Annotated in this window: 28 protein-coding genes and 1 riboswitch; of the genes, 16 read left to right on the forward strand and 12 right to left on the reverse strand. The window is 61.9% G+C overall.

What is annotated here, in order from left to right; genetic code table 11:
• Positions 1-5 precede the first annotated feature (5 nt).
• Positions 6-1412 carry an MFS transporter gene (locus H351_RS26030; protein WP_029254642.1) on the reverse strand — a complete coding sequence of 469 codons (1407 nt, stop codon included), beginning with the start codon at positions 1410-1412 and terminating at the stop codon, positions 6-8.
• Between the two features lie 110 nt (positions 1413-1522).
• Here H351_RS26030 and H351_RS26035 point away from each other — a divergent pair, with 110 nt between their 5' ends.
• A complete protein-coding gene (locus tag H351_RS26035; RefSeq protein WP_029254641.1) occupies positions 1523-2125 on the forward strand; it encodes a helix-turn-helix domain-containing protein in 603 nt (200 codons plus the stop codon).
• Here the strand turns inward: H351_RS26035 and H351_RS26040 are convergent.
• The gene (locus tag H351_RS26040; RefSeq protein ID WP_029254640.1) at positions 2122-2901 is read right to left on the reverse strand and encodes an IclR family transcriptional regulator; all 780 of its coding nucleotides are present in this window, start codon (positions 2899-2901) and stop codon (positions 2122-2124) included. The two genes, H351_RS26035 and H351_RS26040, sit on opposite strands and share 4 nt — an antisense overlap.
• Before the next feature lie 167 nt (positions 2902-3068).
• Here H351_RS26040 and H351_RS26045 point away from each other — a divergent pair, with 167 nt between their 5' ends.
• The 3 genes from H351_RS26045 to H351_RS26055 are packed head-to-tail and all read left to right on the forward strand — an operon-like array spanning position 3069 to position 5691.
• Complete coding sequence (locus tag H351_RS26045) at positions 3069-3836, forward strand: CoA transferase subunit A (protein WP_201026953.1); 768 nt, start codon at positions 3069-3071, stop codon at positions 3834-3836.
• Complete coding sequence (locus H351_RS26050) at positions 3833-4495, forward strand: 3-oxoacid CoA-transferase subunit B (protein WP_020906493.1); 663 nt, start codon at positions 3833-3835, stop codon at positions 4493-4495. The genes H351_RS26045 and H351_RS26050 overlap by 4 nt, the downstream gene beginning before the upstream one ends.
• On the forward strand, positions 4492-5691 hold the full coding sequence (locus tag H351_RS26055; protein WP_029254638.1) for an acetyl-CoA C-acetyltransferase: 1200 nt from the start codon (positions 4492-4494) through the stop codon (positions 5689-5691). Before H351_RS26050 ends, H351_RS26055 begins: the two co-directional genes overlap by 4 nt.
• A 72-nt stretch (positions 5692-5763) precedes the next feature.
• On the opposite strand, the gene H351_RS26060 is transcribed toward H351_RS26055, so the two are convergent.
• Positions 5764-5979, reverse strand: a complete 216-nt coding sequence (locus tag H351_RS26060) for a BldC family transcriptional regulator (RefSeq protein ID WP_019747227.1) — start codon at positions 5977-5979, stop codon at positions 5764-5766.
• A gap of 111 nt (positions 5980-6090) precedes the next feature.
• Here H351_RS26060 and H351_RS26065 point away from each other — a divergent pair, with 111 nt between their 5' ends.
• Positions 6091-6498 carry a RidA family protein gene (locus H351_RS26065; RefSeq protein WP_029254637.1) on the forward strand — a complete coding sequence of 136 codons (408 nt, stop codon included), beginning with the start codon at positions 6091-6093 and terminating at the stop codon, positions 6496-6498.
• A 21-nt stretch (positions 6499-6519) separates the two neighbouring features.
• Here the strand turns inward: H351_RS26065 and H351_RS26070 are convergent, their stop codons facing one another.
• Positions 6520-6789 (reverse strand): DUF4235 domain-containing protein, encoded by a 270-nt coding sequence (locus H351_RS26070; protein ID WP_007734706.1) that lies wholly within the window; start codon positions 6787-6789, stop codon positions 6520-6522.
• A gap of 187 nt (positions 6790-6976) precedes the next feature.
• Between H351_RS26070 and H351_RS26075 the strand changes: the two genes are divergently transcribed.
• The gene (locus H351_RS26075; protein ID WP_019747225.1) at positions 6977-7192 is read left to right on the forward strand and encodes a hypothetical protein; all 216 of its coding nucleotides are present in this window, start codon (positions 6977-6979) and stop codon (positions 7190-7192) included.
• 7 nt (positions 7193-7199) lie between these two features.
• On the opposite strand, the gene H351_RS26080 is transcribed toward H351_RS26075, so the two are convergent.
• The 4 genes from H351_RS26080 to H351_RS26090 form a co-directional block, all read right to left on the reverse strand.
• Positions 7200-8357, reverse strand: a complete 1158-nt coding sequence (locus H351_RS26080; RefSeq protein ID WP_029254636.1) for an AI-2E family transporter — start codon at positions 8355-8357, stop codon at positions 7200-7202.
• 64 nt (positions 8358-8421) lie between these two features.
• A complete protein-coding gene (locus H351_RS26085; protein ID WP_029254635.1) occupies positions 8422-8898 on the reverse strand; it encodes a hypothetical protein in 477 nt (158 codons plus the stop codon).
• A 136-nt stretch (positions 8899-9034) separates the two neighbouring features.
• Positions 9035-9190, reverse strand: coding sequence for a DUF6131 family protein (locus H351_RS32330; RefSeq protein ID WP_003945564.1), 156 nt, complete (start codon positions 9188-9190; stop codon positions 9035-9037).
• A 164-nt stretch (positions 9191-9354) separates the two neighbouring features.
• Positions 9355-9756: a nuclear transport factor 2 family protein gene (locus tag H351_RS26090; protein ID WP_029254634.1), complete on the reverse strand. Its 402-nt coding sequence runs from the start codon at positions 9754-9756 to the stop codon at positions 9355-9357.
• A 99-nt stretch (positions 9757-9855) separates the two neighbouring features.
• Here H351_RS26090 and H351_RS26095 point away from each other — a divergent pair, with 99 nt between their 5' ends.
• On the forward strand, positions 9856-11196 hold the full coding sequence (locus tag H351_RS26095) for a DUF1254 domain-containing protein (RefSeq protein ID WP_029254633.1): 1341 nt from the start codon (positions 9856-9858) through the stop codon (positions 11194-11196).
• A gap of 52 nt (positions 11197-11248) precedes the next feature.
• Here H351_RS26095 and H351_RS26100 read toward each other — a convergent pair whose 3' ends face one another.
• Complete coding sequence (locus H351_RS26100) at positions 11249-12040, reverse strand: SDR family NAD(P)-dependent oxidoreductase (RefSeq protein WP_029254632.1); 792 nt, start codon at positions 12038-12040, stop codon at positions 11249-11251.
• Between the two features lie 482 nt (positions 12041-12522).
• Here H351_RS26100 and H351_RS26105 point away from each other — a divergent pair, with 482 nt between their 5' ends.
• From H351_RS26105 to H351_RS26125, 5 genes are all read left to right on the forward strand, one after another.
• Complete coding sequence (locus tag H351_RS26105) at positions 12523-13380, forward strand: siderophore-interacting protein (protein ID WP_029254631.1); 858 nt, start codon at positions 12523-12525, stop codon at positions 13378-13380.
• Between the two features lie 40 nt (positions 13381-13420).
• Positions 13421-13601, forward strand: a riboswitch (cobalamin riboswitch).
• Positions 13602-13659: 58 nt separating this feature from the next.
• Positions 13660-14673 carry an ABC transporter substrate-binding protein gene (locus H351_RS26110; protein ID WP_029254630.1) on the forward strand — a complete coding sequence of 338 codons (1014 nt, stop codon included), beginning with the start codon at positions 13660-13662 and terminating at the stop codon, positions 14671-14673.
• Positions 14674-15426, forward strand: coding sequence for a class I SAM-dependent methyltransferase (locus H351_RS26115; protein WP_029254629.1), 753 nt, complete (start codon positions 14674-14676; stop codon positions 15424-15426).
• On the forward strand, positions 15423-16463 hold the full coding sequence (locus H351_RS26120) for a FecCD family ABC transporter permease (protein ID WP_020906481.1): 1041 nt from the start codon (positions 15423-15425) through the stop codon (positions 16461-16463). Before H351_RS26115 ends, H351_RS26120 begins: the two co-directional genes overlap by 4 nt.
• A complete protein-coding gene (locus H351_RS26125; RefSeq protein ID WP_029254628.1) occupies positions 16460-17233 on the forward strand; it encodes an ABC transporter ATP-binding protein in 774 nt (257 codons plus the stop codon). The genes H351_RS26120 and H351_RS26125 overlap by 4 nt, the downstream gene beginning before the upstream one ends.
• A gap of 15 nt (positions 17234-17248) precedes the next feature.
• Here the strand turns inward: H351_RS26125 and H351_RS26130 are convergent, their stop codons facing one another.
• Complete coding sequence (locus tag H351_RS26130; protein WP_029254627.1) at positions 17249-19609, reverse strand: arylsulfatase; 2361 nt, start codon at positions 19607-19609, stop codon at positions 17249-17251.
• Between the two features lie 177 nt (positions 19610-19786).
• Here H351_RS26130 and H351_RS26135 point away from each other — a divergent pair, with 177 nt between their 5' ends.
• Genes H351_RS26135 through H351_RS26145 form a run of 3 tightly spaced genes read left to right on the forward strand, consistent with a single transcriptional unit; the run spans position 19787 to position 22112 of the window.
• Positions 19787-20764: an HAD family hydrolase gene (locus H351_RS26135; RefSeq protein WP_051295970.1), complete on the forward strand. Its 978-nt coding sequence runs from the start codon at positions 19787-19789 to the stop codon at positions 20762-20764.
• 12 nt (positions 20765-20776) lie between these two features.
• Positions 20777-21643 (forward strand): hypothetical protein, encoded by an 867-nt coding sequence (locus H351_RS26140; protein ID WP_019747212.1) that lies wholly within the window; start codon positions 20777-20779, stop codon positions 21641-21643.
• A 55-nt stretch (positions 21644-21698) separates the two neighbouring features.
• Positions 21699-22112 (forward strand): PPOX class F420-dependent oxidoreductase, encoded by a 414-nt coding sequence (locus tag H351_RS26145; protein ID WP_029254625.1) that lies wholly within the window; start codon positions 21699-21701, stop codon positions 22110-22112.
• Positions 22113-22130: 18 nt separating this feature from the next.
• Here the strand turns inward: H351_RS26145 and H351_RS26150 are convergent, their stop codons facing one another.
• A complete protein-coding gene (locus H351_RS26150) occupies positions 22131-23507 on the reverse strand; it encodes a WS/DGAT/MGAT family O-acyltransferase (RefSeq protein WP_020906476.1) in 1377 nt (458 codons plus the stop codon).
• A 369-nt stretch (positions 23508-23876) separates the two neighbouring features.
• Here H351_RS26150 and H351_RS26155 point away from each other — a divergent pair, with 369 nt between their 5' ends.
• On the forward strand, positions 23877-24749 hold the full coding sequence (locus H351_RS26155; protein ID WP_029254624.1) for a hypothetical protein: 873 nt from the start codon (positions 23877-23879) through the stop codon (positions 24747-24749).
• A 12-nt stretch (positions 24750-24761) separates the two neighbouring features.
• On the opposite strand, the gene H351_RS26160 is transcribed toward H351_RS26155, so the two are convergent.
• Entirely contained in the window at positions 24762-25220 is a 459-nt protein-coding gene (locus H351_RS26160) for a MarR family winged helix-turn-helix transcriptional regulator (protein WP_020906474.1), read from the reverse strand.
• Positions 25221-25261: the final 41 nt, after the last annotated feature.

A 25261-nucleotide genomic window follows, 5' to 3' on the forward strand; every position in this document is an offset into this window, starting at 1 on the left:
ACTCCTCACCCCTTCGTCTTCTCGGAACCTCCTGACATCAGGGCGATGACAAGAACCACGAGCCCACAGGCGACAACAAGGATCCAACCCGCTCTCGATGCCTCGGCGATGTCTGATTGTGCGCTGCCGGCGATCATGCCGCCGGCCAGCGCCACACCGAGAGCAGCGCCGAACTGCCTTGCACTGGAGGTGATCCCGCCGGCAAGGCCTGCCTGCGCTCTCGGTAGTCCGTTGACGGCGGTGTTGGTGATCGGAGCATTCGAGAAGCCGAAGCCGATACCGAGGAACAGGTACGCAATTAGCAACGTCGCAGTGCCTGTGCTGTTGTCGAGAGAGACCAGGCACAGTCCGCCGAGCGCGGTGAAGCTTCCGGCGATCAGCAACGGCAATCGTGCACCGAAGCGTCCGACGAGAATCCCCGACAACGGCGCACAGATGGTTGCGGCGACTGCCATCGGTAGTGTCATCGCGCCCGCGGCGGCGGGAGTCATTTCACGCGCCTGTTGAAGGTAGAAGGTGCCCAGAAGCAGCGTCGCGTTGAGTGCCACGAACACCACGATCGCGCCGAGGACTGCCCCGGTGAACGGTCGGTGCCGAAACAGCGAGGGGTCCATGAGCGGCTCGCTCTTTCGCGATTCGACGCGGACGAACGCTGCCAGCGCGGCAGCGACGGCGACGTAACCCGCGATTGCGCCGGAGGCCAGCCACCCGATTCGTGGGCCTTCGATGAGCAGCGCCACGGATCCGCCCACGACGACCATCAGAAGCACCTGCCCCGGTAAGTCGAGACGTCGAGGTTGTTCAGCCCGGGACTGCGGTACGAACACCGCGGTCAGCACAAGAACGACTGCGATGACGGGCACGTTGATCCAGAAAACGGATCTCCAACCGAAGCTCTCGATGAGGACTCCGCCGACTATCGGTCCTGCTGCCATGCTCAGACCGAAGACCGCAGCCCACACGCCGATCGCCTTGGCTCGCTCCTTCGGGTCGGTCATCACGTTGACGACGATCGCCAGGGCCACCGGACTGAGCATCGACCCACCGACTCCCTGCGCGATCCTCGCCGCAATCAGAACTCCCACCGACGGGGCCAGCGCGCAGACGATCGACGCCACCCCGAAAACGACCAGTCCGATCTGGAAGATCCGCCTTCTACCAAACCTGTCGGCCAGGGCGCCGGACGAGATCAGCAAGCTCGCCAAGACGAGTGTGTACGCGTTGACGATCCATTCGAGACCAACGGTTCCGACGCCGAATCCCTCCCCGATCGCGGGGAGAGCGACGTTGACGATGGTCGTGTCCAACCCGACGACGAACAAGCTCGTGCAGCAGATGGCCAGAATGCCCCACCGGCGGCGTGCGTCAAGTCCGATCACTTGCGGTTCGTCGATCCCGCTCGAAGGTTTCATCTCGGACTCCATCTCTCGAAGTGTTCTGCCGTGCTCGCCAGTCGAAAGGATCGTCGCAACCCGGCCTGCAAAGCCGGTAAGAAATTTGCAGAAACTGCAAAGATGAGCGCATGGACGCCGAACTCGAGCAGTTGCTTACCGATATCGGACCGAGACTGCGAACGCTTCGTCGGGATCGCGATCTGACCCTCGAGGCCCTGTCCGACGCCACCGGAATCTCCGTCAGCGCACTGTCGCGACTCGAATCGGGTAAGCGTCGTCCCACCCTCGATCTGCTGTTACCGCTCGCGCGTGCTCACCGGGTCGCGCTGGACCAACTCGTCGGCGCTCCCGCCACGGGCGATCCTCGGGTCCATCTCACCCCGAGCCGACGCAAGAACGGCAGTGCCGTCGTTCCGTTGACGCGCTATCCCGGACGCGTGCAGGTGTTCAAACAGGTGATCGGTCCACGTCCACTGAAGCTCGTCACCCACGCCGGCTACGAATGGCTCTACGTCCTCGCCGGGGATCTGCGTCTCATTCTGGGTACGAACGAGGTTGTCCTGCACCCCGGTGAAGTCGCGGAGTTCGACACCGCCGAGCCCCATTGGTTCGGGCCCGCCGATGAACAGGTCGTGGAGATCTTGCATCTGTTCGGCCCGCAGGGCGAAAAGGCGCACGTACGCACGAAGGCAAAAACTACTACTGCGCACGAACCGGTACCCGAAAGTTAGATCACTGCATGCGTTTTCAGGCGGTTCGACAGCGTATGAGCGTACTCGAGAAGTAGCGTTCCCAACTCGGCATGACGCGCGGGCCGAAAGCGGGTTTCCACTCCGGTCAGACTCAGCGCCCAGTCCGGGCGCCCGTTGCGGTCGAACACCGCGGCACCCATCCCCCAGCTTCCCTCGACGATGAGGGCTGGATTGACGGCATAGCCGGTGACACGCGTCGACTCGATTCGCTCGCGGATTGATGCCTCACTGTGGATCTCACCCCATTCCGACTCCAGATTCGCTCGGGCGAAATAGTCGTCGACGTCCCGCGTCGGCAGGTGGCTCAAGATGGCAAGCCCCGCCGACGCGACCCCCAACGGGAATCGCTTCCCCTCGTGCAGCACGTGAGATCGCAGCGGAAAACTGCCTTCCTGACTCAAGATGCAGACGGTCTCGTCGCCGCGACGTGCCGAGAGGAATGCACTCTCCCCCGTGACCCGGGCGAGGTCGTCGACGATGTCGCGAGCGCGGTCGGTGATGTCGTACCGATTTCCGGCCGCGGCGCCCAGGAGGTACAACTCCGGGCCGAGAGACCACCGACCGGTTCGTGCGTCACGGTCGACCAGTCCTTCGGCAGCCAAAGACGTGAGCAGTCGGTGCGCGGTGGGCCGAGCGAGGCCGGTGACCTTGCCCAATTCAGTGGTGGAAATGCCCGTTGGCTCAGACGCGCCGAGGGCTCGCAGAAGTGCCGCCACCCGCGCGACCATGGCCGGTGATTGCTCGTGAGTAGGCATGAGTTCATCCTAGCGTCCATTCAGTGAACGAATTTTCTTCAGATGGTCAGCAGTCGATCAGTTCTGTGTTGATATTCAAGATCCCTTGAACCTGTGAACTGGAGATAGTTCACTGGATAGCGAAGTGAGTGAGTGTCTACTCAATGAACGCTTGGCAGGGAGAAAACATGACAGCAAAGGTGTACGAGTCCGCGGCGGACGCGGTCGCCGACATCGTCGACGGAGCAACGCTGGCCGTCGGCGGATTCGGTTTGTGCGGCATCCCCGACGTATTGATCGACGCGATCGCAGGAACGAGTGCAACCGACCTCGAGGTGTTCTCCAACAACTGCGGCGTCGACGATCACGGTCTCGGAATCTTGCTGAGCGCCGGACGTATCCGACGGGTGACCGCGTCGTACGTCGGTGAGAACAAGGAGTTCGCCCGGCAGTACCTGGCCGGCGAACTCGAAGTGGAACTGACGCCGCAGGGCACGCTCGCCGAGCGTCTGCGCGCCGGCGGAACCGGAATCCCCGCATTCTTCACACCGGCCGGAGTGGGTAGCCCCATCTCCGACGGCGGAATGCCCTGGCGCTACGACGCCGACGGCTCGATCGCTATTGCATCGCCTCCGAAGGAAACTCGCGTCTTCGGAACCAAGCGTTACGTGATGGAAGAGGCGATCAACGCCGACTACGCACTCGTGCACGCTGTTCTCGGTGACACCGACGGCAACCTCGTGTTCGACAAGACCGCGATGAACTTCAACCCGCTCGCCGCGATGGCGGGACGGGTCACCATTGCTCAGGTGGAACGTCTGGTCGAGCCCGGTGAAATCGACCCGGCATCGGTACACCTGCCCGGAGTCTTCGTGCAGAGAATTGTGCACACCGGCCCTCAGAACAAGCGAATCGAAAAGCGAACCGTCAGCGCTTCGGAAGGAACCTCACGATGACCGCACCAGTGACAGTGACGGGTTGGACGCGCCAGCAGATGGCAGCGCGGGCGGCTGCAGAGATGATCGACGGCGAGTACGTCAATCTCGGAATCGGTCTTCCCACACTGATTCCCGGATACCTGGGGTCGGACGTTCGTGTGGTCCTGCACTCGGAGAACGGAATTCTCGGTACCGGACCGTATCCCACCGAGGACAACGTCGATCCTGACCTCATCAACGCCGGCAAGGAGACCGTGACCGTCAATCCCGGTGCGGCATATTTTGATTCGGCCCTCTCGTTCGGGATGATCCGCGGCGGCCACATCGACACCGCCGTTCTCGGCGGCATGCAGGTGTCGAAGACGGGTGACCTCGCAAACTGGATGGTCCCCGGCAAGATGGTCAAGGGAATGGGCGGCGCAATGGACCTCGTCCACGGTGCCCGGCGTGTCATCGTCGTCATGGAGCACAACGACCGCGACGGCAACCCCAAGATCGTCGACGCATGCACCCTGCCCCTGACCGGCCAGGGCGTGGTGAATCGGATCATCACCAACCTCGCCGTCATCGATGTGAGCGACGAAGGCCCACTCGTCCTGCGTGAACTCGCCCCCGATGTCAGCGTCGAAGACGTTGTTGCCGCGACCGGCACCGAACTGAAAGTTGAACTGGCATGACCGACACGACCACTGTGATTGTTGCGGGAGCTCGTACCCCGATGGGTCGACTCCTCGGATCGTTGAAAGACCTCTCCGGGTCCGACCTCGGCGGCATCGCCATCAAAGGCGCCCTCGACAAGTCCGGAGTCGCCCCCGAACAAGTCGACTACGTCATCATGGGACAGGTCCTCACCGCCGGCGCCGGCCAGATGCCCGCCCGCCAAGCCGCCGTCGCCGCCGGCATCCCCATGAACGTCCCCGCCCTGAGCATCAACAAAGTGTGCCTCTCCGGCATCGACGCCATCGCCCTCGCCGACCAACTCATCCGCGCCGGCGAATTCGACATCGTCGTCGCCGGCGGGCAGGAATCGATGTCCCGCGCACCCCACATGCTCGAAAAAAGCCGCGAAGGCTTCAAATACGGCGACGTCACCCTCCGCGACCACATGGCCTACGACGGCCTCCACGACATCTTCACCGACCAGGCCATGGGCCTGCTCACCGAACAAGTCAACCAACAAGAAACCGCCCACATCACCCGCGCCGAGCAGGACGCCTTCGCCGCCGCCTCACACCAGAACGCGGCCCGCGCCTGGAAAGACGGCTACTTCGACAACGAAGTAGTCCCCGTCTCCATCCCCCAACGCAAGGGCGACCCGATCGTCTTCGCCCAGGACGAAGGCATCCGCGCCGACACCACCACCGAATCCCTCGGCAAACTGCGTCCCGCGTTCAGCAAGGACGGCACCATCACCGCCGGCTCCGCCTCCCCGATCTCCGACGGCGCCGCCGCCGTGATCGTGATGAGCAAAACCAAAGCCGAAGAACTCGGCCTGACCTGGATCGCGGAAATCGGCGCCCACGGCGTCGTCGCCGGACCCGACTCCACCCTCCAGTCCCAACCCGCCCGCGCCATCGCCAAGGCCTGCGCGAAGGAAGGCATCGACCCCACCGACCTCGACCTCGTCGAAATCAACGAAGCGTTCGCCGCCGTCGGGATCGCCTCCACCCGCGAACTCGGCCTCGACCCCGCCAAGGTCAACGTCAACGGCGGCGCCATCGCCGTCGGACACCCCCTCGGCATGTCCGGCGCCCGCATCGCCCTGCACCTCGCCCTCGAACTGCAACGCCGCGGCGGCGGCATCGGCGCAGCCGCACTCTGCGGCGGCGGCGGACAAGGCGACGCACTCATCATCCGCGTCCCCAAGGCGTAATTACTTCCTGCTGACCAGACAGGTCGCCGAGCCCTCATCGTGCTCGGCGACCTGTCTGTTTCATGTCAGAGGCTAGTTCGGATCAAGCGTCGTCGAGCGGTTGCGCAACAATGTCTCGATCTCCGAACGTCGGTATCTCCGATGTCCGCCAAGCGTTCTCAGAGTGCCGACCTTGCCCTCCCTCGCCCACCTGGACACCGTGGTCCTGTCGACATGGAACAGTGCGGCAACCTGTTTGGTTGTCAGCCATTCGTCGACAGATGCTGCGTGCTCTTCTTCTCGGCTCATTGACAGTGATTCGTAGCCGTAGCGTGGATGGATGGGTCCGACAATGAATTGGCAACCCCTGGCGCGCTGTGAAAGACTCGCTGCAAAACTTTACTATTCCTTGGGGAAAATATGTCGAAGTCGGTAACTCTGATCCGTTCCACATCACTCTCATCGGTCGCTGAATACGCCTATGCAGCAACGGCTCCCGCCGATGCACGGCTGATCTTCCTGGCCGGATCCTGCCCGTTGAACGAGGACGGCTCCACTGCCGCCATCGGCGACTACGCAGGACAGGCAGCCAAGGCCGTCGACAACCTGAGAACAGCTCTCTCGGACGCGGGCGCGTCCGTCACCGACGTGATCAGCACCCGCGTCCTGGTGGCGTCGAGCAATCAAGCCGACCTCGTTGCGGCGTGGGAGGTAGTCCGCGACGCGTTCGGTGATCACGACGCCCCAAGCACTCTGATGGGTGTGACCGTTCTCGGTTACGACGATCAACTGGTCGAGATCGAGGCAATCGCGGCCGTCGTCGACTGAACCGAACCGAACCGGGCGTTCCTACCGGGGATCTTCGTGAGCAAGGGCCTGGTAGCCCTTTGCCCCCGCACGATCCACAGCGGCTCGCACAACAGCGAAGATGGCTCCCTGCAGGGCGGCGGCGATCAGGACTTCCTTACTCGACCTGCTCAAATCTTTTGGCTCGGGCGCATTCTTGTCGTCACCGATGCGCTTCCACACCTGCTGGAAGACGGCACCGGCCAAAATGCCGCCGAGGACGCTCGTCGCCAGTGAGAGTGGCTTGTACATCGCTTTCGATACTGCGCTCATTGCGCGGATCCTCCATGGTTCGATTCGTACCGCCTGAGCGGGCTGACCGACTCTCACTACCCCACAGGCGAACTGTCGAAACATTGCACCGGCGCGGCGCGAAGTTGACTGTCGCACGTTATGTTCCACGGTTTGCCATTTCGCGGGCCGGGTAGGATCGTCTTAGCGAAAGAAGGTTGTGTAAGTCATGGAAAACTACAGAATCGAACTACCGGACGGTACTACGGTGATGGAAGATTTCGTCTCGGATCGCGCCGCCATCGCATACGCGGTCGATCTGAATCACGGGTGTAGCGAGAAAGTATCGGTATTCCGTATCACCGACGAAGGGGAAACCATCCCGACTCGGATGTGCCCCAAGCCGAATCCTGGTTCGCGGCGTCGCGCGCGAAGCGTCCGATAGAAACCCGTCAAGAAGCGTCGAGGCGGGGGAAGAGCGTTTCTCTTGCGAGCAACAGCAAGGCCGCAGCGACCGGAATCGCCAGCAACGCACCGACAATACCGAGCAACGCTCCGCCCAACAGGACCGCGACCACAGTCACCAACGCCGGGACCGCTACCGTCTTCCCGATGATCTTCGGAACGAGCAGGTAGTCCTCGAGCAGACGTAACGCGATGAAGAATGCAACTGTCGCCAATGCCGTTGGGACAGAGACTGTCAGGGAGACCAGGGCGACGATAACCCCTGCGATCGTGGAACCGACTATCGGGATCAGATCGAGCAGAGCGACCAGCAGCGCCAGGATCAACGGGTACGGCACGTCGAAGATCAACAACCACGCGAAGGTGCACACTGCGGTGATCACGGAGATCAGAACATTGCCGAGGACGTACCCACCCACACCTGCCAGTATCTGATCACCGATGGCGATGGCTCGGGGCCGCCGCGAATGTGGCACCAGCCGATACAGATTCGTGCGGATTCGTGGATAGTCGATCAAGAAGTACGTCGTCAGTACAGCAACGATTCCGGCGTCGGCGACTGCGCTGAACACCGCCCGCCCCGCACCGAGCAAACCCGTCGCGAGCGCAGAACCCGAACCATCCAGTTGTGTGGTGAGGTGCTGCTCGAGGTGATACTTCTCGTCGAGGTCGTTGACGATCGGGTACCGGTCACGAATGTGTGTCAGGAGTTCGGGAGCGTGCGATGCAAACTGACGTCCCTGCTCGACCAGCGGGGTGATCGCAGCAACGAGAAACAGCGCCAACATCACTGCAATTCCGAGGAGTACCACGGTGACTGCGATCCAGCGCCGGAAATGTCTCCGCTCCAGCCAGACGATCATCGGTTCGATGCCCACCGCGAGAAACAGCGCGACCACGATCAGGATCAGCATGCCTCGCGCCGCAAGCAGCACTTCGATCACCGCATAAGTCACGGCAACTCCGGCCGCGGCGCTCAGACCGATGAAGAACGGTGACCGACGGTCGAATCTCGGTCCGGGCTCACCCAACGGCCGGACAGGCGTCGCCAATGCTGCGGCTTCGCGTTCCGCTTCCGCCATCGGATCTACGGCTTGGACTTCACTTTCGGAGTCCGGTGAACGGTCTGCGGAACTGGGATCCATTCAAGCCACCTCACGATCCGCGCGACTTCCCGGCATGGGAGTGAGTACCCGTGCCGTAGTCGGATCAACCTCGGGACCTCTCCGCTCCGCTTCGGGTCAGTGCCAGCCCGGTTCCCACAACTCCGATGATCGACACTGCGATGGCGATACTGGGCCAGCCGTCGCTCTGCCAGTAGACGTCGTCGAGAGTGATCAGCAACGCGGCCTCGTCGACGATGAGCCCGAGTGCAATACCCAACGCGATGCCCATCCATGTTCGTGCGCGAGGGCTTCGGTCTACGAGTCCGAAGATCGCCACCCCGGCCAACAGGAGAATTCCCCACAGGTAATGGTGAAGGTGCGTCCCACCGGCACTGATGTCGCCGACGTCCCTGGTGTCGATCTGGATCAACCAGGTCACCAGACGTGCTCCACCGAACGTCAGTGTGAAGGCCACCCACGCCAACACCAAACCGCGGCGTGACTCGTCAACTTGATTCCATCTGCGAGGAAACCTGAATCTCTCAACAGGTTTCTCTTCCGCATGATCTCGAGAAAGCATCCTTCATGTTTACCCGACGCAGCTCAGAGCGATACTTTCGGGTAGAGACACCGAAAATCAATTGGATAACGAAAAAGCGGTACTCGATCTCCGAAGAGATCAGGTACCGCCTTCTCAGCTACTCGCGCAGTATCGATCAATACCAGACTTTTCGTCCGCCCACTGCACGCCCGGTAGCACCGAGGATGGACAAAACTGCACCTACGACGACCAAAATGATGCCGACGGTGGTCAGAATGCTCAACCCCGTAAAAAAGCCGATCAACGCCAGAATAATGCCGAGAACAATCATGTGAGAACCTCATCCGGTATGCGTATAGAAATGATCTACTCAACTGACGCTACTACAAAAACTTCACAATCAAGAAATCCCATAATTGACATCATAAATACGAAACTCGTATTACTACCCAATAATGTCAGCGTTAAAACATTGGTCTTTCTTTTTCTTATCCCTCACGGTTCGATGTCTTCGATCTTGGCCTCGACGGCCGGCGTGATGTGGCTCAACACGCAGCGCCAACGACCGTCTCGCCGGGCGAACACGTCGGTGGTCCACTCCTCGGCGTCGTACTGCCTTCCGTCGTAGTGCGCAGTATTGGTGATCCGCGTGGTGAAAAGCGCAACGTCACCGAAGAAACGCACGCGAGCGCGCCCGACGCGATCCATCGCCGAATGAGTCAGGTCGCCAGAGGCCACGAAACCCAGAAACTCCGCCTTGGTGGATACCCCGGATTCCGAGACGATCACCCAGTCGTCGGCCATGAAGTCGCCGATCCGTTCGGCGTCGTTCGAGCACATCGCGACGTTCCACTCGTCTGCAGTTGCAGTCAGCACCGCTGTTTCCTGATCCGACATGGCCTCTCCCTCTACCGTCGTCACCCTCGGCGGGTGATGCCTCGACGGCAGGGTTCCCGCAAGGTGGACGTCGAACCGACGAACTACGAGAGGGCAGAGATGACAGACACCAGTCGCACCGAGCTTGCAGCTCAGGCGTACATCTACGGATTTCCCCTCGTTTTCAATCTCGACCAGGTCCATCGGTACGTTCACGACGGTGTCGGAGCGAACCCCGCCGCACCTTTCAACACCTTCAGTCACGCCCGCACACTCGCCGGCCCGGCAGATACTTTTGTCACGATCAACAACGACACCGTGTATTCCATGGCGCAGATCGACCTTTCTGTCGGCCCCGTTGCGCTGCACGTCCCCGATACCGATGGCCGTTACTACGTCCTCCAGTTCGTCGACGCCTGGACAAACAATTTCGCTTACGTCGGGCACCGTGCCACCGGCACCAAGAGCGGAGACTTCCTTCTCGTCCCACCCACCTGGACCGGAACCCCGACCGCCCAGACCACAGTGATCAGATTTCCCACGACCGTTGCATCGATCGTCGGTCGGTGGGCGTGCGGCGGCGACGACGACCTCCCCGCCGTGCACGCCTTGCAGGACGCCACCACCCTGACCGTCGTCGACTCCGCCCGGGCTCCGGCCGGTCTACCGGTCCCCGACTCCGAGGTCAGCCAGGACCTCCTCTTCCTCGAGAAACTCCGCATCTGGTCGCAGGCCTTTCCGCCGGCCCCGCGCGATCGAGAACTCCAGGATTCGTTCTCACCGATCGGAGTCACCGAGCACGGGGCCTCTCCCTATGTATCGCTGTCTGCCGACGACGCTGCGGCGCTCGCAGACGGGTTGACCGCCGGAGAGAAGAATCTGCACGAAGCACTCACGCACGGCTCCAGCCCCGAGGCCAACGGCTGGAAGCTGACTTTCCACGCCTTCGACTACAACCTCGACTACTTCGAGGTCGGCGCAATCGACGATCCACAATTCAAGATCGCCGATCCCAGGTTGCGAATCATCGAACGAGCGGCGGCGGCCAAGGGCGGGCTGTGGGGCAACCACCCCTACGAAGCGGCGTACATCATGACCTACGTCGACGATCAGGGAACGCAATTGAACGGAAACCGCACCTACACGATCAGACTCGACCCCACTCCGCCGGTGAGCGCCTTCTGGTCGCTGACGATGTACTCGGTGCCGGACTTCTTCCTCGTGGCGAACCCCATCGACCGATACTCGATCGGCGACCGCACTCCCGGCATCGTCCACGACGCCGACGGTGCGTTGACGATCACAATCAGTCACGAGGAGCCGAAAGATGCCACGGCGAAGGCGAACTGGCTCCCCTGCCCGCGCGGAGACTTCCGACCGGTCCTGAGAATGTACGAACCTTCGCCCGCCGTACTCGATCAGTCCTACGTCGTCCCCGCTATCACTCGCTCGCGAGAATGACGGCTCACGTCCGACGGCCTGCCCCAGGCCAGGCCGTCAGACGGACACAGAATCAGGCGTGCGTGCCGCCGTCGACACGGATCTCCGTGCCGGTGATGAAGGCACCATCGTCGGATGCCAGCATCGCGATAACTCCCGCAACACTTTCCGGCCCGGCCATGGGAGCACCACCGGACTCCAGATCAGTGCTCAGAATTGGCGACAGCTTGCCGAAGAGCGACCAGTCGGTGTCTTCCGGCAGGTACGACGCCGTGGTGTCGGTGATCCCGCTCTTCACACTGCCCGGAGCTACCGCGACGGCGCGCAGACCCTGCTTGCCGTATTCGAGAGCCAGTGCGTGAGTGAAGGACTGGATTCCTCCCTTACTCGCCGCATATGCGGCCATGTACGGGTGCGCAAAGGCTGCGGAGGTGGAGCTGAAATTCACCACCACTGCGTTGCCGGTGGACAGGAGAGCTGGCAGTGCCTGACGAGTGACGAGGAAGGTGCCGGTCAAGTTCACGGAGATCACCTGATTCCACAAGTCCAGTGAGGTCTCGTGGGTGTGCCCGCCTCGCAATATCCCGGCGGCGTTGACCAGTACGTCCAATCCCCCGAGAGCCGAAATTGCCTGACCCACAACCGTGATGACGGAACTCTCGTCACCGATATCGACGACGACGGTGTCGAGACGACCCTCCGTCGAGGCATGTTCAGCCGACTTCCGGGTGTCTGCCAGCCCCTTCTCGGAGATGTCGGCAGCGACCACGCGGCCACCTTCGGCGAGCAACCGCAGCGCGGTGGCCTGCCCGATTCCAGATCCTGCGCCGGTGACGAGAATACGACGACCTTCGAAACGATTCATTGCTGTGTACCTTTCGCGAAAACGAGTTGGCTGGTAATCCAGGCTCGGCGGCGCCGACACTCACAACTCACCCGCGAGAAACTTCAGGTACGGGAAATACGCAGCACTGCAACAGGTGTGGCACTGCGAAATCTCAGCGAGGTAAGGCTCGCCGAAGTGGCGAATGTCAGACGGATCCGGCCGGTGCGGCCGAGGCTCTTTCGATCCAGACAAGACCAGAGGGGCGGCGGTCGATCGCCTTACGCCCCCGGCGGAATGTCGCTACGCCGAATCGGGCCGTGCGCAGTGCACGGCCGGAATCGAGAGTACAGCGGCGTATGGACATCACAGGCACCGTAGCAGCGCGAGTACAAGTCGCTCAAACGCGTTGTCCGCGACGCAGGTTTGATTCAGGTAATCAGATGTCACTTCTGGACAACTTTGCCGACTTAGGCAGCACTAACCTGATGGCATCTCGAAAACCCGATCCAGGAGCACAGTCCATGACACATACAGACGCCACGAGCACAACAACTCCCCGGGCGAGCGTCCTACGAACCGCTGACCACAATCGCGGACTCAACGACGTTCTCGCCGTCGTCGAAGCAATGGAGCGACCGAGCGACCACCTGCTGCGGATCACGGCTCATTTGACGGAGTCGACCGACGATCCGACCTGGTCACGCCCGAACGTCACCGTACGTATGAATCTCGGGCCCAATTTCGACGACGCTTCGCGTGTGTACACGGTGCGTTCCTACGATTCTGTAGCCGGATCGATCGTCATCGACGTGGTCCTGCACGGACAGACCAGCCCGATGATGAGGTGGGCAGCGGCGTTGGCCATCGGTGACATCTTCGGTCTCACCGGTCCGCGACCACACTTCTTGGTCCCCGACGTTCCCGGTCGACGGATCGCACTTTTTCTGGACGGCACCGCAATACCTGCGCTGTACTCGATCATCGAGCAGCTACCTACCGACGTGGCCGGAATCGGCTGGGTCACAACAGATGACGAGGTCGCTTTCGCCGAACTGCCCGCTCTCCCCGGCCTGGAGCTTCACCGCGTGAGCGCAGATCTCGCCGAGCCCGACGGCCCACTGGCGGTACGAGCACGCGAGCTCGCCGATCCCGCGAGCTACGTCGTGTGGGGAGCCGGTGAACGCAACGAGATGCGCGCAATCCGTAGGCACTTTCGGTCGACCGTCGGACTCGACAAAGACGACGTCGCGATATTCGGATACTGGAAGCGCGGCATCAGCAACACCGAAATCGACCTCCGTCGGCGCGAGAACTACGAGCGCATCCTCGCCGACGGTGGAACCCTCACCGACATCGACGACCTGGCCATCGAGATCTGATCGCGTACACCGGCCGACCTGACCGGCCGTGCACTGCGGTGATAAGTTCCTCTGTGCCAGCGGACCTCCACACAGGGGGTCAGGGAATCCGGTGTGAATCCGGAACTGACGCGCAGCGGTGAGGGTGACCGCCCGGGCTTACGCCACTGGATGAAAATCTGGGAAGGCGCTCGGGTGGGGCGATCTCGAGTCCGAATACCGGCTGGCAGCAGGGGTCAACAGGCGCCTGTTCACACGGTAACGGGCTCCGCGAACGAGCCCCTGCGAGAACGAGATTCCATGCGTCTGTCCAGACTTCGCCTACCCGCCGCTGCCGTCGCGGCCTTGTTGAGCGCGTCGTTGGTTGCCTGCTCCTCCGACGACAGTGCTGCCCAACAATCCAACTCTTCCGAACAATCGCGCGTGACAGTCCAGAACTGTGGCCGAGACGTCACGGTGGAGCGACCGATCGAACGGGCGATCGCGGTAAATCAGCCTGCGGCCGAAATGCTGTTCGCACTGGGAGTGCAGGACCGGATGGCCGGCTACGCCATGAGCGACGACGACGTACTCCCCGAATTACGTGAGGCACGCAGTCAGGTTCAAGCTTTCGACACCGAGTTCCCGTCCTTCGAGAGTGTCCTCGAACGCGAACCGGACATGGTCTACACGACCTTCAATTACACGTTCACCTCGGAAGGCATCGCCGACCGGACCAAGTTCACCGACCTCGGGGTCGCGACGTACCAGTCGCCCAGCGAGTGCACCGGTCAGGATGCCGAGCAGAGCAAGGCCCTCACACTCGACGACTTGTACGCCGAAATCGGCGACGTGGCAACACTGTTCGACGTCAAGGACAAAGGTGTCGAGCTGACCGAGAGTTTGAAGGATCGCGCGGCCACCGCCACGGCGTCGCTGGGAGCCGAAAACGTGACGCTGGCGTGGTGGTACGCAGCCACGAAGACTCCGTACTTCGCCGGGTGCTGCGGTGCACCGGGAATCATGACCGACGCGGTGGGCGCGAAGAACGCCTTCGACGACAACAAACAGTACTGGCCCGAAATCGGTTGGGAGAGTGTGCTCGATCGAGACCCGACCGTGCTGGTGCTCGCAGATCTCGACCGCGGCGGAGACGGCGACAGTGCCGCAGACAAGATCGCGTTCCTCGAATCGGACCCGGTCGCCAGCAAGCTCACCGCAGTGAAGAACAAGCGTTACATCATCCTCGAGGGAACGACGATGGATCCCTCGATCCGCAATGTCGGTGGCATCGAACAGCTCTCCGACGGGCTGCGCCAGTTGGGTGTGGTCTAGATGTCCGCGGAGATCAGTGAACTGGTGCGTCAGTGGGACGACCAGCAGGCGGCATACATCGCCGACCGCGAAAAGCGATTCGACGCGATTCTCGACGTTCTCGAATTGCAGTACGCGCACACCCCGTTCACGGTTGTCGACCTGGCCTGCGGACCGGGCTCACTGAGCGCCCGGATCCTCGAGAAGTTCAAGCACGCGAGCGTTGTGGGGATCGATTACGACCCGATGCTGCTGGAAGTCGCCCGTCAGTCGTCGACTCGTTTCGGTGACCGACTGCAGCTGGTCGACGCAGACCTGCTGAGCACCGATTGGCCGACTTCGGTGACTGCACCGGTGCAGGCGATAGTGTCGACAACCGCGCTGCACTGGTTACAACCGCAACAGCTCGTCGAGGTGTACCGGCAGTGCCGCGAACTGCTGAGCCCTGACGGAGTCCTGCTCAACGGTGATCACTTCCGCTTCGACAGCCGCTCCCCCGTCATCGGTCGATGGGCGAAGGCTCACGACGAGCAGACGCAACGCTCCGCCTTTGCTGCCGGCGCTCCCGCGTGGGACAGCTGGTGGGAGGAGTTGCGGGCAACTCCCGGCATCGGACCACTGACCGACGAGCGTGAGCGCAGATTCGCCGGACGCGACGCTACCGCGCCCACTGCCGTCGACTTCCAGTTGGCGGCGCTCGCGCAAGCAGGTTTTCGAGAGTCGGGAACGGTCTGGCAACTGTTCGACGACTACGTGGTCTACGGCGTGAGATGACGACAAGAGTTCGCCTGCGTGACAACCCGACGACCGTCACCCTGCTGTGGGTGATCGGTGTTGTCACGCTGGCCGGGTCGGCCGCCGTGGCGATCACGTTGGGGCCGGCCGGTCTGTCGGTCGGTGAGGTGGCCTCGATCGTCGTCGGCCATCTCGGCGGTACCGCGGCGGACGTCACCCCTATCCGCGACGGCATCGTGTGGGATCTTCGTCTGCCACGTACTCTGCTCGCCGCGCTCTGCGGTGCGGGTCTCGGGCTGTGCGGGGCGATCATGCAGTCTTTGCTTCGCAATCCACTGGCTGATCCTTTTGTCCTCGGTATCTCGTCCGGCGCCTCGACCGGTGCCGTACTGATCGTGATCCTCGGAGTGGGGTCGGGGGTGATCGGCTTGTCGAGCGGCGCCTTCATCGGCGCGGTGATCTCCTTCGCCCTTGTGTTGCTGCTCGCCCATGCGGCCGGCGGCACGCCGGATCGGGTGATCCTGGCCGGAGTCGCCGCGACCCAACTGTTCTCGGCGCTCACCTCGTTCATCGTGATCACCTCGGCCGATCCCGAGCAGACTCGCGGCGTGATGTTCTGGCTCCTGGGCTCACTCGGCGGCGCCGACTGGCTCGACGTCGCGCTCTGCGCTGCGGTGGTCGCCGTCGGCCTCGTGGTCTGTCTGACCCACTCCCGCGCACTCGACGCCTTTGCCTTCGGCGAGGACGCGGCGTCGTCGCTGGGGGTGAACGTGTGGCGAGTGCGCGTGACCCTGTTGTTGGCAACAGCTTTGATGACGGCGGTGATCGTGAGCGTCGCAGGCGCCATCGGCTTTGTGGGCCTCGTCCTCCCGCATGCGGCACGGGCTCTCGTCGGTCCGAGCCATCGGCGACTGCTGCCCGCGTCCGCACTGATCGGCTCGATCTTCCTGGTCTGGGTCGACGCCGTGGCACGTACAGCCATTGCGCCGCAGGAACTCCCGGCCGGTGTGGTAACCGCGTTGGTCGGCGTGCCTGCATTTGCCGTCATCCTCTGGAGACGAAAGGCCAGGCCATGACACTCGAAGCGACCGGCGTCAGCTGGCGGGTCGGCGGGGCGCTCATAGTTGACGCCCTCGACGTGTCCCCCACCGTCGGAAGTACGGTGGGGCTTCTCGGCCCCAACGGTTCGGGAAAATCGACACTGCTGAAACTGCTTGCCGGGCAGAACCGTCCGACAATCGGGGAGGTGACTCTGGACCGAACTCCGTTGCCTGACTGGAAACGCCGAGATGTCGCGCGTCGGATTGCCACCGTCGATCAGCACAGCAACACGGAGATCGACCTGACGGTAGCCGAGGTCGTCGAATTGGGTCGCACCCCGCACCGCGGATTGTGGGGCGGGCATTCAGGTTCCGACCGCGACGCCGTCCGCGCGGCGATCGAACACACCAACCTCTCCGGGATGCTCGACCGGTCGTGGCACACCCTGTCCGGCGGGGAGCGCCAACGCGTGCAGATCGCGCGCGCCCTCGCTCAGGAACCTCACGAGTTGCTGCTCGACGAACCGACCAATCACCTGGACATCAACCATCAACTCGAATTGCTCGCGCTCGTGCGTCGCCTGCCCACCACCACGATCATGGCATTGCACGATCTGAATCTGGCCGCCATGTTCTGCGATTCGATAGTGATGCTGAACCGTGGCTCCATCGTTGCCCACGGAAGCCCGACCGAGGTCCTCACCGCCGACCTGATAGCCGAGGTCTACCAGGTCGATGCCGAAGTCCGCCTGGACGGTCCTGGCGGAGTACCCACCGTGAGATACCTTCCACCCAGCTCGGATTAGACGCACGCGGATCTGTCATTCACGCGAGAGCATCGCCACTGCTTCGCGTTCGAGGTCGACGTACGGTTCCCCACTGACGTCGATCGCCACCCGGCTGAGCGTTCCACCGGTAAACGCCCATGGTGAGGTATCCGGGTAGTCGTCGGTCACAGGCTCCCCGCTGTCACGGCCTGCATTGAGCCCTTCGCCGCCGCCGATACTGAACTTGCCTGGCTGAGTGCGGATTCTGCCCTCACCGACTTTCCGATCGCCGTAGTAGAGGCCGAGCACCCCGTGCGCAGTGCCCGGCGGATCCTCACCTTCCTTGTCGAAAGTTGCTGCCAAGATTACATTTTCGCCGATGGGGAGGTCTTCGGCGGCATCGATCTTCTGCTGTTCACTGCCGAGGAAGTTGTACACGTAATGCAGTCGGTTGTCCTTGACGTACAGCGAATGACCACCGAACCTGCCGCCATGCGAGAACAGCACACCGGCCGCACCCGGTTCGGCCAAGTCGACAACTGCCCCGATCGAGTATGAACGATTACGAAGGTTGACAGCGACGGCTTCCGGTACCTCGGCTCCCCCTGGACGGTAGACGTACCGGTTGCGCGGCGGAGCCAGCTGGGGGCGAGGTGTGGTGAGGAGTTCGACACCGGACCGATCATCCAGTGGCAGAGCTTGATTGGCGCCGGCCTCGTGGAACCACAACCCCACGAGCTCGGCGAGCCTGCCGGGTTCTTCGCCGGCAAGGTTCCGGAGCTCGGCTCGGTCCACCTCCGTGTGGTAGAGCTCCCAGGTGTCTTCCGAGAAATGACCCCACCCGCTCAGAGTCGGGTGCGTGGTGACGGCCTTCCACCCGTCATGCCAAATCCCTCGTCCTCCGAGCATCGAATAGAACTGGGTGTGCTTGGCGGTGGGGATGTTGCCGGCGTCGAAGCTGTACCGCATGCTCACGCCTTGGATCGGGTGCTGGGTGTATCCCTTCACCGTGTCGGGCAAGTCGACACCGACGCAGTCGAGCAGAGCCGGGACGACGTCGATGGCATGGTGGTACTGATCTCGAATCTCGCCTCGGGCGTCGATGCCCTCCGGCCACGAGATGATGCAGGGGTCGCAGGTTCCGCCGTTGAACGAGTACCGCTTCCACATCTTGAAGGGCGTGTTGAACGCCATCGCCCACCCGTTGGGATAGTGGTTGTACGTCTCGGTGCTGCCCAACTCGTCCAGCTTTGCCAGGTTCTCGGCGAGGTCGTCGGGTACCCCGTTCGCGATTTTGTTCTCGTTGACTGAACCGTCGGGTCCGCCCTCACCACTGGCACCGTTGTCGGAAACCACCACGATGATCGTGTTGTCCAGCTGCTCGATTTCTTCGAGGTATTCGAGCAGGCGTCCGATCTGATCGTCGCAGTACGAGAGGAAGCCCGCGTACACCTCCGCCATCCGTGAGAACAGTCGTTGCTCGTCAGCGGACAGGGTGTCCCAGGGGCGGGTGAAATCCAGCGGCGGGAACGGTTCGCCGTCAGGTCCGGTGCGGGTGTCAGGAGTGCCTATCGGGTTGAGTGAGGGCAGAGTCGTGTCGTTCGGGACAAGTCCCATGTCCTTCTGCCTCGCCAGAATCTCATCCCGCATGGCTTCGTACCCTGCGTCGAACCTGCCTGCGTAGCGATCGGCCCATTCGCGGGGCGCGTGATGTGGAGCGTGTGCGCACCCGGGTGCGTAGTAGAGAAATACAGGCCGGTCCGGAGCTATCGACTTCACGTCGCCGATGTATTCGAGCGCTCTGTCGGTGATGTCGACGCTGAAGTGATACCCCTCTTCCGGCGTCGACGGCTGTTCGACGGGGTGGTTGTCGTGGACGAGGTCGGGATACCACTGATTGGTCTCGGCACCGAGAAAGCCGTAGAACCGCTCGAATCCGCGACCGACCGGCCAATTCCGTTTCGTGGAAGCAAGATTCATCTCGTCTTCGGCGCAGAGGTGCCATTTCCCGACCATCGCGGTACTGAACCCCTGCTCGACCAGAACCTCGGCGAGCGTGGCACATTCGGGAGGGATGTGACCGTTCCCGCCAGGAAACCCGACCGCGCACTCACTGATGCAAGCCATTCCGTTGGTCGTGTGGTTCCGGCCGGTGAGCAGACACGATCGCGTCGGTGAGCACAGCGCTGTGGTGTGCCACTGCCCGTACCGCAATCCGTTGCCCGCGATGCGGTCGATGTTCGGCGTCTCGATCGGTCCCCCGTAGCAACCCAAGGCGCCGAATCCGACGTCGTCGAGAACGATGTAGAGAATGTTAGGCGTGCCGGCGGCAGCCTTCGGCTGCTCGTACGGGCTCCAGTCGGGAATCGAATCGCGAATATCGAGGTTGACGACGCCTTTGAATGCGTTGGCCATAACCTGGCTCCTTGTAGGTGATCTGAATGCCAGCCTCTACGGCTGCATGGTCAATCGCATACCCCGATTGTGCTCACCGAAGCGCTGTCGCCCGAAATGGGCGATGCCATCTTCGGCAGGAGGTCCGAGTATGAAAGTGCCGGGTCTGTCATCGCCTCACTGGAAGCCAGGGACCACATGAGCAGTCAATTCGTTGAAGCCTCCACCTCCGATAACCCTGACCCGCTTCCGAGCTGGCAGGACGGCACGCCGAAACAGGCCATCAGGCAATTCGTCGAACGCGCGACGACTGCGGGAAGTCCGGACGAAATCGCACCGGAAGACCGGATCGCAGTCTTCGACAACGACGGAACTCTGTGGTGTGAGAAGCCGATGCCGATCCAACTCGACTTCATCTTGCGCCGCCTCGTCGAGATGACCAACCAGGATCCGACTCTTCGCAACCGTCAACCGTGGCAGGCGGCCTTCGAGCAGGACTACGCCTGGTTGAACGATGTGATCTCGAAGCACTATCGCGGCGACGACAGCGCACTGAAGGTGCTCGCGGCCGGTGTCCTGGCGGCATTCGCCGAAGTCACAGTCGACGAATTCGAAACCCACGCCGATACCTACCTGCGCACTGCTTCGCATCCCACTCTCGATCGCAAATATTTGCACTGCAGCTATTCGCCCATGGTGGAGTTGCTCGATTACCTTGCGGCCAAAGGCTTCTCCAACTACATAGTCTCTGGCGGCGGACGTGATTTCATGCGGCCGATCAGTCAGGAGGTCTACGGCATCCACCGAGATCGCGTCATCGGCAGCGGCGTGGCATTGACGTGGAAGGACGACGGCCACAGCGGCACGATCCTTCGTCAGCCCCAAACCGATGTCGTCGACGACGGGCCGGCCAAGCCCGTACAGATATGGAACCGAATCGGCCGACGACCTGTCATCGCGGCCGGAAACAGCAACGGTGACCTACCGATGTTGCAGTTCGCCGAACACCCGAACATTCCGGCACTTCGTCTTCTGGTGCTCCATGACGATCCGGAACGCGAGTTCGACTACGTGGACGGAGCCGAGCACGCACTCGACGCCTCGCGCGCAAACGGGTGGACAGTGGTGAGCATCAAAAACGACTGGAAGACAGTCTTCGAACCACTCGCCGAATGACAGTATGGACGTGTGACCCTCGATGATGTCGCCGACGAACTCTACGGCCTCGACCCCGGCGAGTTCGTCGAGGCGCGTACAAAGCATGTGAAGGCTGCCCGGGAGGACAACGACCGCACACTGGCCGCGGAGATCGGAAAACTTCGGAAGCCAACCACCGTGGGATGGTTGGTCAATCTCATTTCGCGCAATCTATCCGAAGATCTGGATGCACTTCTCGCGCTTGGCGAATCGCTACGCGACGCCCAACGCCATCTCTCAGGTCAGGACTTGCGACGGCTGACGACACAGAGGCAGCAGGTGGTGCGAAGTCTCGCCCACAAATCCGGTGAGATCGCGGCTTCGCGTGGAAAGAATGCCGGTGAGGATGCGTTACGTGATGTCGCGCAGACCCTCAATGCCGCCCTGTCCGACGAGGAGACTGCCGCGCAGGTCCGACTCGGACGAGTTGTGACCGCTGCCAGTTACAGCGGTTTCGGGCCGGCGGGACTTGCTGTAGTGGAGGAGGATTCCGTACACGATGCCCCTGCGATCCACACCGAAGACAGCGCTCCGGCCAAATCCACTGCTCCGGATCACAAGGCCGAACAAGCCAAGGCGAAAGCAGAATTGACGGAAGCCAGGGCAGACCTCGAGAAAATCCGACGACGGGTCAAGGCCGAGACCGCCCAGTTCGAGGATGCCAGGTCAAAGCTGTCCGACCTCGACCGCCGCATCGAAGAACTCCGCGCCGATCTCGAACACGCAGAACAGGAACGACAGTTCGCCAAGAACACCGAGAAGGCTGCCGGCGTCGCGGTTCGAGAGTCCGAGGATGAGCTTCGCGAAGCCGAGCGCCGGGTCGACGAAGCAGAAGAGGGCCTTGACGAGACGGAATGAGTTGCACGTTCGGAGATCTTGACCTCTACAGCAGTTCAGGTTCTAGCGTGATTTCATGACATTCACCCGAATCGAACTCGACTACCTGGCCACACAGACTCTCGGACGCCTCGCGACGGTTCAACGGAATGGAACGCTGCAAGTCAGTCCGGTCGGATTCCACTACAACCCGGATACAGCCACGATCGACATCAGCGGTTACAACATGACGGACAGCCGTAAGTTTCACAATGTCGCGGAGAACGGGCGGGTCGCGTTTGTCGTGGACGACATCGCATCTGTAGATCCATGGCGGGTCAGGTGCGTCGAAATCCGTGGACGGGCAGAGGCTTTGGATGTTGAGGGCGCTGGTGCGCATGGTCTCGACGCACCGATCATCCGTATCCACCCCGAACGCATCATCAGCTTCGGCCTCGACGACAAAGAACTGGACGTCCACCAGTTGGTCGTGAACGGACGTGACGTCTGAATGCCCGAATCGAATTGATCAGCCTGCGGCGGCTTCGAGTTCACTCAGTGATTCCTCGAGGTGGCCCAGGAGCCGCTGCAGGTGCGGAACATTGCGGCGGCAGCCGACGAGACCGAACTGCATGGTGTCCGCGTAGCCGATGACGGTGATGTTCATTGCCTGCCCGTCCAACGGAATCGATGCCGGATAGCAGCTCTCGAGCTTCGCGCCGTTCCAGTATCGCGTCGTCGTCGGGCCGGGGACGTTGGAAATCACCAGATTGAAGACTGGGCGCCCGGTGATCAGTCGGGATGAACCAGGGATCAGCGGCAACCCGAGGCCGGCAACATTCAATGCACTGAGCGCCGTGATCTGCAGGGGCGTCAGGCCCGACATCAGGGACTTGGCGCTACTCATCGAGTCGTGAACTCTCTGAAGTCTGGCCGCCGGATCCGCCAATTCGGTTGCCAGATCACACAACACCGCACCTACGGCATTGCCGGAAGCCTCACCCTCATCGCCTTTACGAAGTGATACCGGCACCATCGCGATCAACGGTTTGTCCGGCAACTCGTCCAGTTCGATCAGGTAACGCCGCAGCGCGCCCGCGCACATAGCCAACACCGCATCGTTGAGCGTCACGTCTGCAACGCAACTGACCTTGCGCAGGCGCTCGATCGGCCACGACTGCGCGGCGACACGCCTCGCGCCGGTGATCGGGACGTTGAAGATCGATTTCGGAGCAGCAAACGGTAACGGTGCGACGTGGTCCTTCACCGCCGAGGCAGCGGCGTTCACAATCGCAGGGCCCACCCCGACCACATCTTGCACGGTCTCGATCACGGAGCCCACCCGCCTCTGCAGGTCCAGCCCGCGACTGGCTCGAACCCGCCCCGAAGAAGGTCGCTGCGCCCACGGAGGCATCGATTCTCGATCGAGCGGGTCCGACGAGAGGCTGCGGTACCACGCCTGAACAGCAGACACACCATCCATGAGTGCATGGTGCGTCTTCATGTACACGGCAACTCGGCCGTCGGCGAGACCTTCGATCACATACGCCTCCCACAGCGGCCGATGCCGATCGAGCAGCGTGCCGTGGAGCATGGAGGTCAGCTCGAGCAATTCGCGGACTCGTCCCGGCTTGGGCAGCGCGAGCAACCGGACGTGATACTCGAGATCGACATCCGTGTCCTCCGTCCAACGCACCGGCGCGAAGTTCGACAAGAACTGCACCGGCTTGCGGCGGAAGAGGGGGCGAATCGAGTCGACGTCGGTGAGCGAACGGTAGAGCGACCTGGCGAATTCGCCGTCGTCTCCTTCCGGCGGAACGAAAAGCGACAGTCCACCGACGTGCATGGGATGCTCTCGTGACTCCATCAGCAGGAACATCGAGTCGAGCGGCAGCATCAGCGTCATGGCGATCCGTTCTCTCGGGCAGCTGCCCGGAGTACCGATCAGCCGCTGTTCGACAAAGTTACTCGCCCTGACTTCCCTCATTGGCGACTCCGACAAAACATTGCCCCCTCGATTTCGACAGGAGTCCGATATTCCCGTCGACGAACGCCTTTTCGGGTCGTAGCACCTCACAGCGATTCGTGGGCGAATGACGAGACACAGAGCACTGCAACAAATTTCAATCCTCACAGCCACAAGTAGTAGCGAAGGCGATCGCAGTAATACTTTTGTCGGAATTGTTTCAAATTGTCTGTACATCCAAGTCACACGTGACTACCGTCACTCATCATCACAATCCCGACTGGTCGGTTGTACCCAAAGGAGAAATACATGTCCCGACGTTCGACGTCGCGTGGGCTTTTCGGCGCACTCGCCACCGCAACTGTGTTCGCCACCGTCACAGCGGTGGGAAGCCTGTCAGCAAGCATTGCAGGAGCCGCCCCGGCAGCGGAGATCCCCTTCGGCGGTTGGGATTCATGTCCGATCGACAATCCCGAGACCAGCACCTGTATGGACGTCACGGTTACCGGCGGAAACATGAAGATCGGCAAGCTTTCCGTCGGCATTCCCGCCGGGGCGATGCGCATCGCAGGCGGAGTTGCATACCGGGAGAATCCAGAGGCTGAATTCGGATTCGACCAAGTCTTCATCCCACCGAACGACAACAGTCGGGGGATCTACGCCGAACCTATCGACATCCCCGGGGGCGCACTCGGAATCGACCTACCATTCAACAATCTCTTCGGACTGAACAGGGCCTCGGCCACCGTCGAGTCGACGTCTGCACTCCCCACCGTGGATGCATTTCAGCTTGGCGTGAAGCTACCCGTCAAATTGAAGATCGCGAACCCTCTCCTCGGCGGCAAATGCTACCTGGGCTCGGACAGCAACCCCGTTCAACTCAAATTGGATGTGACCGAATACGGCGTCCTCGAGGAGGTTCCAGGTTTCCCGGATACTGCCGTCGTTCGAAACACCGGGCACACCGGACAGCCCTTCGCCGTCCCGACAGCTTCCGGATGTGGCCCGTTCGGCGTTCTGAATCCAATCGTCAACTGGCGCGCCGGGCTTCCCTCGTCCACCACGTCCAACTCCCTCGCCACGACGAGTGACGTCTACAACATCGGTGCCGACAGCCTCAGGCCACAGCCGGCCGGCTCACCCGAACCCGCTGCCGTCGCCGCCGAACGTAGCGCCAAGTAAGTAGGTCGGACTTCATTCATCGCCGGCTTCGGTGGCGTCGAGTAACGCACCGAGGGCGCGGTGGAGCTCGGCCAGTTCCCGCCCACCGGTTTTCGTCAGCACTTCCGTATTCTTTGCATCCAATTGGCGGACAATGTCTTTAGCGAGTTCTATGACTCGTTTCCCCTCGTCACTGAGATCGAGGCAAACGGCTCTCGCATCGCGACTGTCTCGTTCGCTGACAACAAACCCGCTCTTCTCCAACGCTCGCACGAGCTTGGATATGTAGATTCGCTGCAACCCCGTGTGCGCGGCGAGTTCTCGCTGACTAGGCCTCTCCCCCGCACTCACCAGACCATGGAGAGACGCGAGCACCGAATACTGGGCGTGGGTCAACCCGAGGTGGGCGATCGCTCGGTCAACCCCCGCCCGCCAGCGCAAGCCAAGGTGCCACACCAGCGACCCCGTCGTCCATATTTCTCGATCTTGCATTCAAATAGAATACATGGCTACTATCTAAATTAGGGTACATG

The organism is Rhodococcus erythropolis R138 (assembly GCF_000696675.2).
Taxonomy (GTDB): Bacteria; Actinomycetota; Actinomycetes; order Mycobacteriales; family Mycobacteriaceae; genus Rhodococcus_F; species Rhodococcus_F erythropolis.